Here is a 15,706-nt window from a genome sequence, read left to right on the forward strand (position 1 = left end):
GAAAACATCATCAGCTTCGTTTCTTTTATTTTATAGTGTTTTCAGAGGATTCTCCTCATTGATTCGGTTAACCTTGGTTGCTTCCATTTGTGGATTTTCACAAATGACCTTCCTACTATTGCTCTTTGCCCAGCTTATCTGCCTTTAGATCGAGGTACAAAGCCGTCCGCTGGTTCTGATTATCCAGATCCACCTGCATGATTTCTTCGATCCGTCGCAGCCGATAGCTGAGCGTATTGATGTGGATGTGGAGCCGCTGCGCCGTACTGTTGACCTTCCCCGCTGCATCCAAATACGTTTCCAATGTTTCCAGCAGATTGCTCTGATTGTCTCGGTCATACCGCTTCAGACGCTGCAGGCGGACATTTTGGTATCCATCCGCCTCGCTCCAGCGTTTCAATTGGAGCAGGTAGCGATAAATGCCCAAATCATGATAACCGTAGATCTGTGCGGTTTCCGCCTCAAACAGGCGCTTCAGCTTAATGACTTGCAGCGCTTCACGGTAACTTCGCCCCATCTCCTGATAGCTGCTATAGGCCTGACCATAGCCAGCCAGCAATTTGCCTGCATCTCCGCGTTGTTCCCATTTCTCCAGCAATTCGCGTAAAAATTGTTCAGTCGATTGATGCAGCGCCTCGGAGTCGATCGGCTGTGGCGAGATCTTGCCCATCAACAAAATCAACTGCGTTCCATCGCTAACCGACATCAGCTTTTCTCTCATGATAAATGGATAAAAATAACGATCGAGCTGGCCATTCGGCGCATCGATGATACAGATTTGAAAAGGCTGCGGCAGGATCATGTGCAAGCTCTCTGCTTTTCGTCTGATCTGGGCCTCGCTTGCGGGATTGCCCAGCAGCAGCTCCCAAAAAAAGTCCTTGCGCCGCTGCTCCTCCGCTTTCCGTTTCCCCTGCCGCTGCACCAGACGGGCTACGGCCGCCCGTGCCGCCTGCCGGAGAATTTCATCATCCTCGGTAGAGATGGGGCGATTGACCTCCTGCGCCCAAATATAGCCAAGCACTTCTTCTCCCTTGCGAATGGCAATCGCGACCCGTTTGCCCAGGCCCACATCGTCAAACGCCGGTATATGAACAGGACGATCCTCTGTCAGCAATCGTTGGAAGATCCCTTCCTTCCATAAACGCGTCAGCACTTTTTCCGGAACGCGCCGACCCATGATAGTCGACCAGCGTGCCGGATCCGTGCTTTCTCCATGGGAGCTGTAGGCAATTAACTTATGATCGGCATCCTCTATCGTGATCGGATTCTCCAGCACCTCTCCGATGGCATCCGCCAAATCATCAATGTCGACATGTTGAAACTGCTCAAAATAGTTAGGTTGAACACTCACGTTCGTTCTCACCCTTTATCAGCAACTGCTTACCATCCAGTTATGTATTTACCATTATAGCAAGAAGTAGACGGCAGCATGAATATGAACATCGCCTATGAACGCGAAAAAACTGCTGTACCAGCAGTTTTTTGAAAGGTTATGCAGCTATACCCAGCGCGAAATGGCGTCCAGGATTCGCTCTTTTTGGAATGGCTTAATAATGAAATCCTTTGCCCCTGATTTCATGGCTTCCAGTACCATCGCTCTTTGTCCCATTGCCGAGCACATCAGGATTTTTGCCTCAGGATCAAAAGCGATGATCTCACGAACGGCATCAATGCCTTGCATATCCGGCATCGTAATATCCATGGTCACGATGTCAGGCTTCAATTCTTTATACTTTTTCACTGCTTCTACACCGGTGGCTGCTTCCCCGCATACTTCATGTATCCCCGCCACCATTTGCGAAAGCATATGTCTCATGAAGGCTGCATCATCTACGATTAAAATACGGGCCATCCTTCTCCCCCTCAGTAGCTTTTCCGAATTATCCCTATTATACTTTTGCAGATAATCGGAGAAATGTCTACCTTATTTCTTTAAAAATCCGATGGAATTCCCGGAATGGTGTTCTCCGCTTCCCGTTACTTGCGGACTGGAAGGATCAGGGTGTGGCGTATATTCCTCAAATTCTGGCAGATCTACCTGGGTGATTTCGTCGGGAATCTCAACTGGCGGCATTTCTGTATACTCTCGATTCATAGCTTCTCCCTTCGCCTCACTAGTATTTGATCTTCCTTGTTTAGAGTCCCTCGCGCCTCACGCTTTATACATGTTCAAATGGGGAAACGGACATACTTGTAAAGGCAGCATTTGCGCCAAATCAGCCTTAAGTGCATCTCAGGAGGGAATTGTCCATGCAATCACCTTACCCAACGAATACAACGCAATATGCGGGTCACGACGTTGTGAATGCTCATCGCACCCATGCTGCTCTGCATCAGCAGCATGCTCAGGCTCACCACATGCAGGCACAATACCATGCGCAGCAAGCACAGCTTCACGCTTTCCGTGCTAACCAAATCAGCAATATGCCTTCTTATGATGAACGCCATACCGCGAATGCGGGTGTGGTTTCGCCTGCTGCGCTTGTTTTCCGTGGCGAGATCAGTCCGCAATCCGTGCAATCGCTTCAGCAATTTTACAACCCTTACGGCACACAAAATACCGGTCTTGTGTCCCGCGTGCCGTTATCTCAGCATGCAGCTCATGCGACAGAAAACCAAGGGGCACTCCAAAGCGGACAACGCTTCTAGCTCCATTCCCTTGCGACAACCTTGCTCCGTCATGTCATTGGCGGAGCTTTTGATTTTACGCATAAAACCCCACCTCTTGGTCAGAGCGTGGGGTTTTGTTTGACGACCAGTTCGAGAAAGTGATCGGCCGGTACGGGTGGGCTGTAGTAGTAGCCCTGCATCTCCTGGCAGCCGATATCGCGCAGGATGTGGAGCTGCTCGTCTTTTTCCACGCCTTCCGCCAAAACCTTCAGCTGCAGACTGTGCCCGAGGGCCGTGATCGCTGTGACAATCGCCATATGATGTGTATTATGAGTGATTTCATTGACAAAGGAGCGATCAATCTTCAACGTATCGATCGGGAATTGCCCGAGATAATGCAAGGAGGAGTAGCCCGTGCCAAAGTCGTCGATGGAGATCTCAATCCCCATTTCTTTTAATTTCTTCAGCTTCGAAATGGCCGTTTCCACATCCTGCATCGCTACGCTTTCCGTAATTTCCAGCTCCAGATAACACGGCGGGAGCTCGGTTTCCTCCAGGATGCGCCCGATCATCTCCACCAGGTCCACCTGCTTGAACTGCAGGGCAGACAAGTTGACAGCCACCCGCAATGGCGCCACCCCGTCCTCTTGCCAGCGTTTGGTCTGCCTGCAAGCTGTTCGCAGGACCCATTCGCCAATCGGTATGATCAGCCCGGTTTCTTCGGCTAATGGAATAAACTCCCCAGGTGGGATCAGTCCATGGCCTGGTCGCTGCCAGCGCAGCAGAGCCTCCATTCCCACGATCCTTCCGCTGCTCGTGCAGACCCGAGGCTGATAGTAGACTAACAGCTCCTGGCGTTCTAATGCTTTGCGCAAAGCGTGTTCCAACTCAAAGCGCGAGGTGTCCGCCATCGTTGGGTCGAAAAACTGGTAATGATTTTTTCCCGCTTTTTTCACACGATACATGGCTGTTTCCGCATGCTTGATCAATGTCTCGGGGTCCTGTCCATCGTTTGGATATACGGCAATCCCGATGCTGGCCGTAAAATGCAGCTCATGTTCCTCGACCCGCAGCGGATGATTGAAATGATGAATGAGCTTTTCAACAATATCAGTAATCTGATGCGTCTCTTCAAAACCTTCTAACAAAATGGCAAACTCATCTCCGCTTAACCGGCAGATCGTGTCGCATTGCTCCATCCATTCATACAAGTTTGCCGCCACCTGGATGAGCAGCTTATCCCCAAAGGCATGACCCAGATTATCATTGACGTGTCGAAAGCGATCCATATCGAGAAAAAGGACAGCGACCTGATCGTCGTTTCGCTTAGCGCGCGCTAAAGAATTGGCAAGACGGTCCTCAAACAGCCGACGGTTGGGCAGTCCGCTCAAGGAATCGTGATAAGCCATATATTCGACTTGCTCAAGGGTCGCAGCGAGCTCCCGATTCTTTTTGGACAGCTCATCGGTACGCTCGGTTACCATCTGCTCAAGCTCTTCTGTCATTTGATGCATTTTGTTCAATAGCGAATTGTTTTCCACCAGCATGATCACCTGTCGGATGATGATCAGCAGGATGCAGCTAAATGAACCAATCAGCAAGCATGTTAGCTGGCCAGATGGAAAAAGCATGGAACTAAAGAGAGCCAGCACAAACAGGTAAGGAATCGTCACTCGCAAAAATCCCTTGACCCCTACACGTTCCGCCATTGGCTTGGCATGGATCGGTTCCTCATCCGTCGTATGCTCATTCCTGTACAAACCGGCAATTCCGTACAGTTGCAGAGCAAACAACCACAGTGGAGCAAAGTATCCCGCGTAGGAATTGCTGTCGCTCGCGATTTGAAAGAGGTACCCGGTATCGGCGATCACCTGGATCAGCATGCCGAAAGCAAACAGCGCAAGCGTTCTTGCAGAAAACAATCTTTTGGGAGTCAAAAAAATGCTCACGATTCCAGACAGGATTCCGATGTCGGCAATGGGACCAGAGAGGGCTAAGACGAAAGAACCATGATCATGGCTGCCTTGCGCCTGAATGATAGGTTGTATGATGTAGTGCCAGCTCAGCGTTACCGTGGCAGTAAAGATGATCAGGAGGTCAAAAAGGAGGCGAATATTGCGATGGATCCGAATATTTTGGGCGATTCCTACAATGACGGCAAGAAAGTAAAAAGCTGTCTGCAGCGTCCAGCAATAATCAATCCAGTTCCCCACAGGAGTAGGCGTCTGGTAGTAGATGGGGTAAGAAAAGTAACCAATATGGCCAACAAGGGAGGACAGGCCGCCCAAAATGAGAAAAAGCCAAATGGATCGAGTAGGCCTGGTTGCTTGTCGGTACGCAATCCACAAGCCATAGGTTCCGAAAAAGAATGCCACGCAGCTAAACAGGGCTCCAGAAATGGTCAGGAGTCCCGTATTCTGCTGAAAAAAAGCACTCAACAAATAACTGGCGATCAGGATCAAACCGCTAGTGAGGATTGCTATCCTGCGGAACCACACTTGCTGCATCTTGGCAACTCCCTTTTCATGAATGACAGCATCCGACATTTTTTATCAAAAACTGCGTATATATCAATGTTAATTGTATCCAATTGGTATGTGATTGTCTATGTATTTTGTACCAAACGGTCAGTCCCACCTTTGTCGATTTTGAATACAATGTGTCGAAATCGCCATCTATTGTTGATCCAGCCAAGCAAACATTTTGCGCGTATACGATGCGATTTGTTCCCCTTCAAACAGATGGCTGGCGCCTTCCACAAGCCAGAGGTCGTGGGGTTTCTCATGGCGCTCCAGAGCTTCCGCGAGTCTTAGGGCATGCCCTACCCCTACATTTTGGTCCTCCATGCCATGGATGATCAAGATCGGGCAATTGATTTGCTCTGCGTGAAAGACAGGAGATCTTTCCAGATATGCATCATGCTGCTTGCGGGGATGACCCACGATCCGCTTCAGCATCCGCCGCAGATCGATACGCTCCTCGTAGGTAAGGAAGAGATCGCTCACACCTCCCCACACCACGGCCGCCAAAAAGTGCTTTCGCTCCATAGCTGCCAGTAGTGCCATCATTCCTCCGCGCGAGAACCCGTACAGACTGATCCGCTCCGTGATTACCTGCGGCATCTTGCTCAGCCATTCATACGCCGCGTAGATGTCTTCACGCTCTGCCCCGCCAAACTCGTCCCTTCCCTCTCCGCCTTCATTGCCGCGGTAATGGGGAGCTGCGATGACGTAACCGAAAGCAGCCATCTGACAAATGCGCTCCGGTCGCACTTTGCCCACACCCTTAATCCCGCCTCGGCAATAGAGAAGCGCTGGCATCGGCGTTTCCCGCTCCGGTATGGCCAATGCTGCTTTTACCTTGTAGCCCCCGCTCAAATACGTCACGGTGTATAATGAAACCCCTCGTGTTGGGGACGATTCTTCTTGGATATCAATGACTCCGACTGTCAATTCCATTTGCAGACTCATGCTTGTCTCCTTTACCGGTTTTTACAGTGTAGTGAAGGACTTTCTGTAGTATGCGTCACTTTTCCTGGCGGGAAAAAGAAAAAGAGAGGAATCCTCCTCTCTTTCTCCAAACCATATTTAATGGCTCTTAGTAGCCGCGCTTCGCTTGCTTCTTATTAATGGTAGCGAGGTTCTCTTCGCTGTGCTTCAGCCACTTCTTCATCTTATCTTCAAAGGAAGCAGCGCTATCGACACGTTTTCCATAACCGCCACGGTCGCCACCACGGTTTCCGCCGCGTCGTTCTTCGCGTCCTTCTCCGCGGCTTTCACGTTCTTCAACCGGCAGAGCTGCGCGAACCGAAAGCGAGATTTTACCTGCATCATCGATGGAGAGCACTTTTACTTTTACAGTGGCCCCAACAGAAAAGTGATCGTTAATATCTTTTACGAAACCATTTGCCACCTGGGAAATGTGCACCAGACCTTGTTCCGTCTCGCTGATTGCGACAAACATTCCGAACGGCTTGATGGCTGTCACTTTTCCTTCAATGATGCTTCCCACTTGTACTGCCATTAAGTTTGCACTCCTTTTATTTTTCGAGAAAGTATCGAGAACCTCTTCCTGAAGCCTCATTCCTTAAGTATAGCAGAGAATATCATTTTATGAAACGTCTAACTTGCTTATTCTCGCTAGCCAAGTGCGATTTCGGGGGACGAGATGTATATCTGATACGCATCGGTTGCCATGACCAATTCTTCGTTGGTCGGGATGACCATCACCTTGACCGGAGAGTACGGACTGCTGATGAACCCTTCCCCTTTTGTCTTGCGGTTGGCCTCATTGTCGAGAATGACACCTGCGAACTCCAGACCGGCGCAAACCATCTGTCTCACTTCGGGGCTATTTTCACCGATCCCCGCGGTAAATATGATACCATCTACGCCATTCAAACGTGCCAAATAGAGACCAATATGCTTATGCAGCAAGGTCGTAAACAAATCGATGGCCAGCTGGCAGCGCAGGTCTCCTTCCTCCGCTTTTTTCATCACATCACGCAAATCATTGGAATGACCGGATACGCCCAAAAGGCCGCTCCGCTTGTTCAAGACATCCATCGCACCGGTGATGTCCGTACCTTCGATCTCCTCGATATAGGGGATGATACCTGGATCAATGTTTCCGCTGCGTGTCCCCATCGAGAGTCCTGCCAGCGGCGTCATTCCCATCGATGTATCCAGGGATTCCCCGTACCGGATCGCCGTAATGCTGACACCGCTGCCGATATGGCACGAGATCAGGCGCAGCTTTTCCTTCGGGATTTCCATCATCTCCTGCGCCCTGTTCATCACATAGCGATGGGATGTACCGTGGAATCCGTATTTGCGAATACCGTATTTCTCATAATACTCATAAGGAATCGCGTACAGGTAGGAGGACGGCGGCATGGTCTGATGGAACGCCGTGTCGAATACCGCGACATGCAATGCCTCCGGACGCAGCTTTTGCGCGGCTTCAATCCCGATCAGGTTAATCGGATTGTGCAGCGGCGCAAATCGTGAGAGTCTGTCAATTTCTTGTTTGACTTCGTCCGTAATGATCACCGATTGTTTAAACGCTTCACCGCCGTGCACGACCCGGTGGGCAATAATACTCACATCATCCAATGGCAGCTTTTCAAAAATGGATGCGATCGCTTTTTCATATTCATCCCGCTTAATCTGCTCGAGATAATCGGAGGAAATCAGTTTTCTGCCAGGCATTTCATAGAGCTTGTATTTGACCGAAGAGCTGCCGCAATTAAGCACGAGCACCAGCTGCCGCTCCTGCAGCCGCAGATGCTGATAGCTCTCCTCTTCCTCCGGTTTGGCGATCAATTCCACTTCCATGCCCGTGCTTAACCCTGCAGCATTGGCCTCATCCGTATCGATATGGAATTCCAAGCGATAATCCTTGTGAACGCGGCACAAGACATTCTCAAGGATGAGGGAACGCGTCCCTCCGGTTTCAACTGCCACCATCTGCTTATCGTGCACCCCGAAACGTTTCGCATCCTCCAAGGAAAAATGGATATGGCGAAAAGCAAGAATGACTCCCTCTTCCAGGTGTACCTGCCCTCGTGGCCCTTCAATCGTCAGGCTCGCACTATTTTCCAAATCGCCTGAATCACGGATCGGCGGATCAATGCCGAGCAGGTAGCTGTCTGTCCGCGAAACCTCAACCTGGCTTTGCTTGCGCAGCGGTCCCAGGATGCGCACATTGCTAATTTTCCCTTTAGGTCCAATCAGGGTTACCGTTTCTTCCGCCGCGTATTGCCCGTACTGCTTCAAATCCTTCAGCTTCCGCAATTGATAGCCGGGGCCGAAAAGCATATCGAGATGCTCCTGGCTCAAGTGTATATGTCTGTTTGAAACCCCTACAGGTACTTTCATCGAAAACACATTCCTTTCTAAACGAAGACTAATTGTCTAAACACGCTGGCTCCGATGTCTATTATGACCATTTCTGCGGCCCGTGGTGTGATAAACAGCACACACGATCGCGATGATGATCAACCCTGCGCTGATTCCTGACGCATCCAGCAGCACATCTGCGACCATTCCCGTGCGTCCTTCCGTAAAAGTTTGATGCCATTCGTCTAAAGCCGCGACCACCGTTCCGATAAAGCCGCTCCAGGGAATCGCCGTGGCAGGGGAGCACACATGCCGCAACAAACGGTACAAAAACACCGCCAAGCACCCAAATGTGACAAAATGGGTCGCCTTGCGAATGAAAAATTCAACAAAACCCGCAAAACCAACTGTATTCGTACTGATTTCCTTGCCCGCATAATGCAAGGAGAAATCATCCATTTGCTGCTCCAGCGGACTCCCTCCCAGATGACGTTCGATAGAGCCGCGAATGTCCTGCTTTTGGTAAGGCTGGGCGGACGAATAATACAAACCAGCGATCACCAGGATCACTAGCAGCAGATCAATATAAAGGCTTATACGGCGCATAAATCTCCTCGCTTTTTGGTATTTGTCATCTTGCATTATAACCAAAGCATCTCCCTACTAATAGTACTGTAAGCGTCTTCAAGTTTGTCGATATTGAGAATTGTTCTCAGTTATTTGTGATAACAAAAAGAACGCTAACCTGGATCGTTAGCGTTCCATTCGATTTATAACGGCAAGAAATCTTCTTTCGACAAGTCCTCCACACGTTTTTGCGGCTGGTTGATCTCTGCAGTTGGCTCGTGTTTTGTGAGCTTGCGCGTCTTTTTCCACTCCCGCATATCCCTTTTGCGTGCCTGATTATTCTCCCACCAGACGCGGAAAAGCTGTACATAGTCTGTTTCATTTCCGGCACGTCGGAGCTTCCCGATTTCGCTCGCCTGATGCATGCCTGGGAGCAGCACAGCGACCGCCCAGACCGTCATGAGAACTCCGCCCAGCAAAGCGGTTGCAAAGGAAGCATGGAAGTCAATCCCCGTGCCCCAGCCAAAAGCGAGCGGCAGCGCAGCCAGTACCACAGCGCCAAGTACAACACCCATGACCGGAGTGAATGTCTTCGCTGCGGCCATCACGCTGCCCTCCACGCTATCGCTGTTTTCACGCTGCTGTTGGATATGGGTCAAATAGGCAAGTGCCAGCTGCGACAGCAGTGCGCATGCAGCGATTGCGCCATAAACACCCAAGATATTCAGCGGTCGATCGAAGACGAGCAGCCCAAGCAGCACTGCTCCCATTAGGGTCGGCAGCAGCAGCAGGACCAGCAACCCATCCGCCATCCTTCTTCTCAGCGCGAGACTTGCTGCCAAGACGGCCACCGCTGCCAAAGCTCCCGCCAAGACGCGACTGAACATATCCTTTTTCTCCGACTCTTCTTCTTCCAGCTTGCGTAAATCTTCACCCGTCTGAATCGCATAGCCCTCAGGAATGGTCACTTTTTCTTTCATCCGATCGGGCAACGTATAGTACAAGCTATCGATGCGCCCAGGATCCGCAATCGCACTGCTTACCTGGACCACATAATAACCGTCTTCCCTCTCCACCACGGTGGGAGCAGTGCCGATCTGCCAATCCACCAGGTCTTGCAGCCGTACGGTCCCTTTCGCGGTGCGAATCAACAGCTGCTTGGCCTGATCCGCGTGCTCCAGCAGCATTTCCGGGTAACGCACCACGAGCGGGATCGCCGTATTGTTCCAGAAGAGGCTGCCGCCTGATTGTTCGCCCAAATAACTGCTGAGCTGCTCTTTAACCTGATTTTCCGATATTTGATAACGGGCCATCATTTCTTTTTTCGGGCGTATATGGATATAGACTCGGCCATCGTCCTCTCCAATCCGTTCGTCCGTAATAATCTCATTGCCATCCTCATCGCGTCCCCTTATTCCGATTAGGTACTGCTGGACTTGGCTGGCAATCTCGTGGGTCGTGTGAAAAGAGATACCTTTCACCCGAAATTCCAATCGCGTTTCCTCTTCCTCCCCTACAACCAGGTCAAACGGATTCGTCCCCGGTATGTCATGGAGCGTTTTCTCCAGCGCCTCTTCCAGCTTCGCTTTGGTTAAGCTCCACTCATATTTGTCCTTCAAGGTGACATGAAAGTCGAGCCGCTCCTCGCTGGCCACTGTGTAGAGATCCGCCACCTCCCCGATTTGAAGCAGCTTTTCCTCCGCTTTTTTGGCAGCGGCGATCGCATCGCGGACATGGCTCCCTTTCACCATATTCAATGTCAGCTTCATCTGGTTGTTTTGGGTGTGTAAAAAAGGATCAGTCAACACAAACGTATGCAGGATTTCCACAGTTGCCAAAGAGAGAATGACCGTCAAGGTGTAAGGAATGTATTTTTGTCCCATCCATTTTTGAAAGCTGCGGCTGAGCCGACTCGTGAGTTTTCCCAAGCTTTGCGGCTGCTCATGAACCGCCTGCGGACGGCTCCATCTCAAAAACGCTGGTGCCAGAGCCGGGAAAATGACGCCGTACCCCGCCAATAGCCCGAGCAATCCCAGCCCGAAGATCGGCAACCCATCATACAGTGACGGTTTATCCGAAGGCTTGACGAAATCCGTGAATAACAAGGCCAGAAATAACAGCCCCATGATGAGCAGCGCCAAAACCAGTGCCGGCAAATGCCGTCTGACAAGCTGATCGATCGCCGCCTGGTCGCGGGACTCGGCTTGCACGATGCTGCTGCCGATGATGGTTCCCGCTCCCACATAAAAGAGAACACAGACCACGATCGGTCCCAGGCTCGCCATGTTTATGGATAAACCGAGGAGCCATGCCCCGCTCAGCAGCGTCAAAAAGGCGGAAAACGCGGCAGAAAGACATAACAGACCCGCCAGCACACTTCGCAGCCGATATCCGATGTAGCCCGCGCACAGCAGTGCAGCAAGCAACAGAAAAACCGTACAGTCACGCACGGCATTCATCAAACGTGCGGAATGATCCTCCACCAGCGAAAGCGCGTAGCGTCCTTTTCCTTCTTCATTTAAAGCAGCGATCGCTTGGGCGAGCTGATCATGAGCATCGGTCCACTGCGAACTTTCCTGACCATAGATCCGGATGCCCAGCGCGGGATTGCCCTTGTAGACGATAGCGCTCTCCCCTTCACTGCCCCGCAAGTCGCGAATATCGGCCAGCAAACTGAGAGCGACATATCCGCGTGAAGTGGGGATCAATGTGCGTCCCAGCTCCTGTACGCTCTCTGCCTGCTGAATCCAGACAAGGCCCGTACCGTCTGCCTCCTCGCCTACCGAGCCCACCTGCTCCTGATTCGCTCCTGCTTGCAGATGTCCCAGCACTTCCTGTGGAGTCAGACCATAGGTTTGCAGCATGGAAGGACGCAACAGCACTTCCACTTTATTGGCGATCCCTTCGTCTTCGACCACGATCCGGGAAACGCCCGGAAGATTGGCCAGTTTTTCGGTTACCGTATATTTCCCCAGATCGGACAGCATTTGCAGATCAGAACCATGCAGCAAATAGTAGGCCAGCTCCCGATCTCCGGTATTCCCCTTTTCCAGCTGGACACTGTCTGCTCCGCCCGGCAGCCGCTTTGCTGCTTCCTCCAGCTTTTCGCGCAAGCGCTCTTCATAATCTGACCCGTAGCTCTCCTTGACCTTCAATGTGATTTGGGCGGAACCGTTTTCCGTTCGCGAGGTGATTTTGTCAATCTGCCCCAGCTCCCGGATGGCTTCCTCCAGCGGCTTGGTGACCCGCTCCACCATCAATTCCGCTTCCATGCCCGGGGCCTGCGCGCGAATCGTGTAGGTAGGCAATGGCTGATCAGGCATCAACCGCATATCCATGCGGAAAAATGCCCCGCCGCCCAATATGAGCAGCAGTAGCAAGAGCAAAGCTACCATGCCTTTGCGGAGGGGGGACATTCGCAGATTACTCTTCATTGGCAACCTTCACCACCTCGCCGTCCACCACATAGGAGATGCCCGTGCTGACAATTTGATCCCCTTCGTTCAGACCTTCCAAAATCTCGTAGTACTGACCGTACAAGGCCCCTACTTTCACCGGTTCCTTTTTGACAACCTCATTGTCAATTTTCATGACGTAATAGGATTCTGCAGCTACCCCCACAGCGGATACGGGCACCAGCAAGCCGCTGCGAGGCTTCACCTCGTATTGGCATTTGACCGTCATCCCGCCCTTCCAGGTATCCATGGCTCCCTGTACGGTTACCTCTACGGGATAGGTGCCTGTCTGTTCGTCCAGCACAGGTGCCACAAAGCTGACTCTCCCTTCCGCCTGGCTGCCGTCAGCCGCTGTCAGGGTCACCTTTTTGCCCAGCTGCCAATTGCCGATCTGATCGCTTTCGATTTGCAGCCGAACGAGCCATTGGGAAATATCGACCATCCGGATCACTTCCGTACCTGGCCCCGTTTGCTCCGATTCAATCTGGGCAATCTCGGCAATCACACCCGTGAAAGGCGCTTTCAGCATGGCTTCACTCGCATCCTGCTGTGCCCGGGCCAGCTCGGCGCGCGCCTGCTCCACTGCGACGTTCGCTGCCTCCAGATCCAGCCGGTCGGCCCCTTCCTGCAGATCCTTATACCGAAGCTCTTGTTCCTGCAAGCTGATTTTGGCCTGCTTATCCTTCAGGGTCAGATTATCCATCTCCTCCTTGGAAATCGCCCCGTTATCGTAAAGAATTTTGCCCTGGCGCCATTCTTCGGCTGCACGGCTTGCATTTTCCCGTGCCTTTTCCACCTGCAGCTTTTGCTGCTCCAGATCATGCCGATCCGCCCCCTGCGCCGTTTTTTCCCGGCGAATGTTGGCACTGGCTACCTGCCCCTGTGCTGCACTGATTTGCTGCTGCCAGACGGAGGTATCCAAGGTGGCCAACAACGCTCCCGCTTGTACCACACTGCCCTTTTGCGCATAGATTTTGTTTATCTTTCCTGATGTACCGAAAGACAGGGAAATTTCCTTGCGCGGCGCAACCACTCCGGATACTTCTTGTGTCAAGCCTTCCTGCTGATCCGCTACGGTAAAGGCGTTTACATATTTGACCTTGAGGACGGTTTCCTCATCCTGATCCCGAAGCTGGTCTACTTCCCTTTCGATTTTTTCACAGCCGCTCGTCATAAGAAGCGCAACCAGCGCAAGCACGACCCATCTTTGCATGCCATCAACTCCTGAACCCTTAATCTAACAATCGTTAATAAATTATGAATTTTGACAAATAAAATATATTTTACATGTGCCCTTTCGTTTTGTACTACTTTTCTGTCATTTTTTATAATTTTTTATTTAGTTGTCTAGCGAATGATAGGGAATGGTTTTTATGGAATATATTGTAACTGTTTGGCATTTGTTTTCGTCCTTCTTTATGGACAAGTTCTACCCATACTTTGAAAGGACGCGGTGAAACAAATGAAACGATTGAATCAAACAATGCTGCCCTTGATAGCTGCCAGCTTGATTAGCGCCAATCCGGTCTGGGCTGCGGACCAAACGTCCGGGAAACCAGCAAGCCCAACACCAACAGAGCAAACTAAGCAGCTGCAGGAGCTCTCGCCGGCGAAAGAAAGCAACGCAGCTGCGACCTCGGTTAAGCAAGAAAATACATTCACGTCGGAAGTCAAGAAATCGCTGGAGCTGCTATATGAGGCGATTCCAGCATTGAAAGAACTGAGATTGGAAAACCAAAACTACGAGGAAACGAGCCGCTTTGAATTCTCCGGCCCAATCTGGTCGCTGGAATTCACGAATCGTCCGCAAACAGGCGACTTGCTGGATCGCAGCTCCGACGTATCGGCAAGTGTCGAGCTGGATGCCAAAACTGGCCGCCTTTTATGGCTCGATATCAGGCATCCGGATTGGGCATCCGGGGATTTTCCTGCTGACCAGCTTGCGAGAGAACAAGCAGATGCTTTCATTCAAAAAATATTTGGTCCAGTCGTCTCCAAGAATCTCAAACAATCTCCCTCTCTCGGACGTGGAAAAGCGACCTCTGGGAATTCCAATGGAGAGATGGAATGGGCAAGAAAAAGTGTCAGTTACAATCCCATCATTCACGGCATCCCCTTGCAATCGGGCGATGTCTCGGTCTCCGTCGATGCCGCCGGTCATGTCATCCGTTACGAAGGATACGGATATGTCGATGAAAGTTCAGCCGATTGGCCAGATCCAAGCAGCGCTCTTTCGCTTGAAGAAGCAAGGAGCATCGCGTGGGACAACCTGGAAATGAATCTGGTTTACGATTCGGAAACCGTGCTCAAGTATGATCAACATGGGAAGGCAGCGGAGACAAAACCAATGTTGATTTACGAAGCCAACCTGAGTGATCTGGATGCATTGACCGGAAAACCACTCTACGAAATGGAGCCAATCAAGCGGGAAGTAATCAAGGTACAGGGACAAGGACAAGGAGTACCCACCCTCGCTTCCAAAGAAGAAGTCGAAGCGTGGCTGAAGAAAAAGTTTGGCATTGATGTTGCCGGAGCTGCCTTTTATCCCGATGACCATTCCCTTCTTTTGGGGGAGGATATGAAAACGTATCGGTGGCGGCACAAGGCTGGCAAAGATACGGTCCCACCCTTTCAATCCGTTAGCGTCCACACAAACAAAAATGGCCAGCTCATGGATTTCAGCCTCTTCCTATCCAGCAAGCGTGATGCCAGCAAGCGTGATGCCAGCAAGCAGCTGACGCTAGAGCAAGCCAAGCAAAAAGCAATGGATGCATTGGAACCCCATCTCGATCCATCCCTTGCCGCAGTCGAGCTAATCACGGTGCCAGAAGAAGAAATTCCCGCATGGGTCGACAAGAGCAAGCTGGAGCCAGATATAGTGACCGATTATGATTTTCAATTCACGGTAAAGCGCAATGGCGTAGAGGTTCGCGATGAATCTTACCAAGTTGGAATTGACAAACTTACGGGTGTGGTGACAAATTTTAGCCTCCATCCTATCAAATCCGGCGTCTCTCTGCCCTCTCCTGACAACCTTGTAAGTGCCAAGCAGGCAAAAGAGGCATACAAAAACGCGATTGATTTGGAGCTCGTCTACATCTGGGAAGATTATGAAGGACAAAAAGCGCCTGAACCAAAGCTTGTCTATCAAAGAAAAAGCGGGACTCCTTCCAGCTTTGTCGATGCAACGACCGGAAAGCTGGTCATCGTCGAGCGCCCCCATTAACCACCGAT

12 protein-coding genes and 1 pseudogene are annotated in these 15,706 nt (G+C 51.1%); 2 read left to right on the forward strand and 11 right to left on the reverse strand.

The annotated features are described in order from the left end of the window. Positions 1–115: 115 nt before the first annotated feature. The 3 genes from EIZ37_RS08915 to EIZ37_RS25895 all read right to left on the reverse strand — a co-directional run bounded on the left by EIZ37_RS08915 (position 116) and on the right by EIZ37_RS25895 (position 2,095). Complete coding sequence (locus EIZ37_RS08915) at positions 116–1,351, reverse strand: PucR family transcriptional regulator (protein ID WP_134684243.1); 1,236 nt, start codon at positions 1,349–1,351, stop codon at positions 116–118. Positions 1,352–1,498: 147 nt separating this feature from the next. Continuing rightward, positions 1,499–1,852, reverse strand: coding sequence for a response regulator (locus EIZ37_RS08920; protein ID WP_134684244.1), 354 nt, complete (start codon positions 1,850–1,852; stop codon positions 1,499–1,501). Between the two features lie 72 nt (positions 1,853–1,924). Further along, complete coding sequence (locus EIZ37_RS25895) at positions 1,925–2,095, reverse strand: hypothetical protein (protein ID WP_167568757.1); 171 nt, start codon at positions 2,093–2,095, stop codon at positions 1,925–1,927. Between the two features lie 155 nt (positions 2,096–2,250). On the opposite strand from EIZ37_RS25895, the gene EIZ37_RS08925 reads away from it, so the two are divergent. After that, positions 2,251–2,649, forward strand: coding sequence for a hypothetical protein (locus EIZ37_RS08925; protein ID WP_134684245.1), 399 nt, complete (start codon positions 2,251–2,253; stop codon positions 2,647–2,649). Positions 2,650–2,729: 80 nt separating this feature from the next. Here the strand turns inward: EIZ37_RS08925 and EIZ37_RS08930 are convergent, their stop codons facing one another. From EIZ37_RS08930 to EIZ37_RS08960, 8 genes and pseudogenes are all read right to left on the reverse strand, one after another. Further along, positions 2,730–5,117, reverse strand: a complete 2,388-nt coding sequence (locus tag EIZ37_RS08930; RefSeq protein ID WP_167568759.1) for a putative bifunctional diguanylate cyclase/phosphodiesterase — start codon at positions 5,115–5,117, stop codon at positions 2,730–2,732. Between the two features lie 168 nt (positions 5,118–5,285). Then, on the reverse strand, positions 5,286–6,074 hold the full coding sequence (locus tag EIZ37_RS08935) for an alpha/beta hydrolase family protein (RefSeq protein WP_407921129.1): 789 nt from the start codon (positions 6,072–6,074) through the stop codon (positions 5,286–5,288). 133 nt (positions 6,075–6,207) lie between these two features. Further along, positions 6,208–6,633 carry a S1 RNA-binding domain-containing protein gene (locus EIZ37_RS08940; protein ID WP_134684247.1) on the reverse strand — a complete coding sequence of 142 codons (426 nt, stop codon included), beginning with the start codon at positions 6,631–6,633 and terminating at the stop codon, positions 6,208–6,210. Positions 6,634–6,749: 116 nt separating this feature from the next. Continuing rightward, the gene (locus EIZ37_RS26355) at positions 6,750–7,889 is read right to left on the reverse strand and encodes an acetate/propionate family kinase (protein ID WP_328591350.1); all 1,140 of its coding nucleotides are present in this window, start codon (positions 7,887–7,889) and stop codon (positions 6,750–6,752) included. 54 nt (positions 7,890–7,943) lie between these two features. Continuing rightward, positions 7,944–8,489 (reverse strand): annotated as a pseudogene (locus EIZ37_RS26360) (phosphate propanoyltransferase); the annotation flags it as partial. Between the two features lie 36 nt (positions 8,490–8,525). Further along, positions 8,526–9,056 (reverse strand): VanZ family protein, encoded by a 531-nt coding sequence (locus EIZ37_RS08950; protein ID WP_134684249.1) that lies wholly within the window; start codon positions 9,054–9,056, stop codon positions 8,526–8,528. Between the two features lie 164 nt (positions 9,057–9,220). Continuing rightward, positions 9,221–12,451 (reverse strand): efflux RND transporter permease subunit, encoded by a 3,231-nt coding sequence (locus EIZ37_RS08955; protein ID WP_134684250.1) that lies wholly within the window; start codon positions 12,449–12,451, stop codon positions 9,221–9,223. Then, entirely contained in the window at positions 12,441–13,685 is a 1,245-nt protein-coding gene (locus EIZ37_RS08960) for an efflux RND transporter periplasmic adaptor subunit (protein WP_134684251.1), read from the reverse strand. The genes EIZ37_RS08955 and EIZ37_RS08960 overlap by 11 nt, the downstream gene beginning before the upstream one ends. A 249-nt stretch (positions 13,686–13,934) precedes the next feature. Between EIZ37_RS08960 and EIZ37_RS08965 the strand changes: the two genes are divergently transcribed. Continuing rightward, positions 13,935–15,698 carry a YcdB/YcdC domain-containing protein gene (locus EIZ37_RS08965; RefSeq protein WP_134684252.1) on the forward strand — a complete coding sequence of 588 codons (1,764 nt, stop codon included), beginning with the start codon at positions 13,935–13,937 and terminating at the stop codon, positions 15,696–15,698. Positions 15,699–15,706: the final 8 nt, after the last annotated feature.

The organism is Brevibacillus migulae (assembly GCF_004521915.1).
Taxonomy (GTDB): Bacteria; Bacillota; Bacilli; order Brevibacillales; family Brevibacillaceae; genus Brevibacillus_F; species Brevibacillus_F migulae.

Coding starts and splice junctions, on each gene's coding strand:
- EIZ37_RS08950 (WP_134684249.1), bottom strand. CDS start 9,056: ATGCGCCGTATAAGCCTTTATATTGATCTGCTGCTAGTGATCCTGGTG.
- EIZ37_RS08965 (WP_134684252.1), top strand. CDS start 13,935: ATGAAACGATTGAATCAAACAATGCTGCCCTTGATAGCTGCCAGCTTG.
- EIZ37_RS08925 (WP_134684245.1), top strand. CDS start 2,251: ATGCAATCACCTTACCCAACGAATACAACGCAATATGCGGGTCACGAC.
- EIZ37_RS08960 (WP_134684251.1), bottom strand. CDS start 13,685: ATGCAAAGATGGGTCGTGCTTGCGCTGGTTGCGCTTCTTATGACGAGC.
- EIZ37_RS08920 (WP_134684244.1), bottom strand. CDS start 1,852: ATGGCCCGTATTTTAATCGTAGATGATGCAGCCTTCATGAGACATATG.
- EIZ37_RS08955 (WP_134684250.1), bottom strand. CDS start 12,451: ATGAAGAGTAATCTGCGAATGTCCCCCCTCCGCAAAGGCATGGTAGCT.
- EIZ37_RS08930 (WP_167568759.1), bottom strand. CDS start 5,117: ATGCAGCAAGTGTGGTTCCGCAGGATAGCAATCCTCACTAGCGGTTTG.
- EIZ37_RS08940 (WP_134684247.1), bottom strand. CDS start 6,633: ATGGCAGTACAAGTGGGAAGCATCATTGAAGGAAAAGTGACAGCCATC.
- EIZ37_RS25895 (WP_167568757.1), bottom strand. CDS start 2,095: ATGAATCGAGAGTATACAGAAATGCCGCCAGTTGAGATTCCCGACGAA.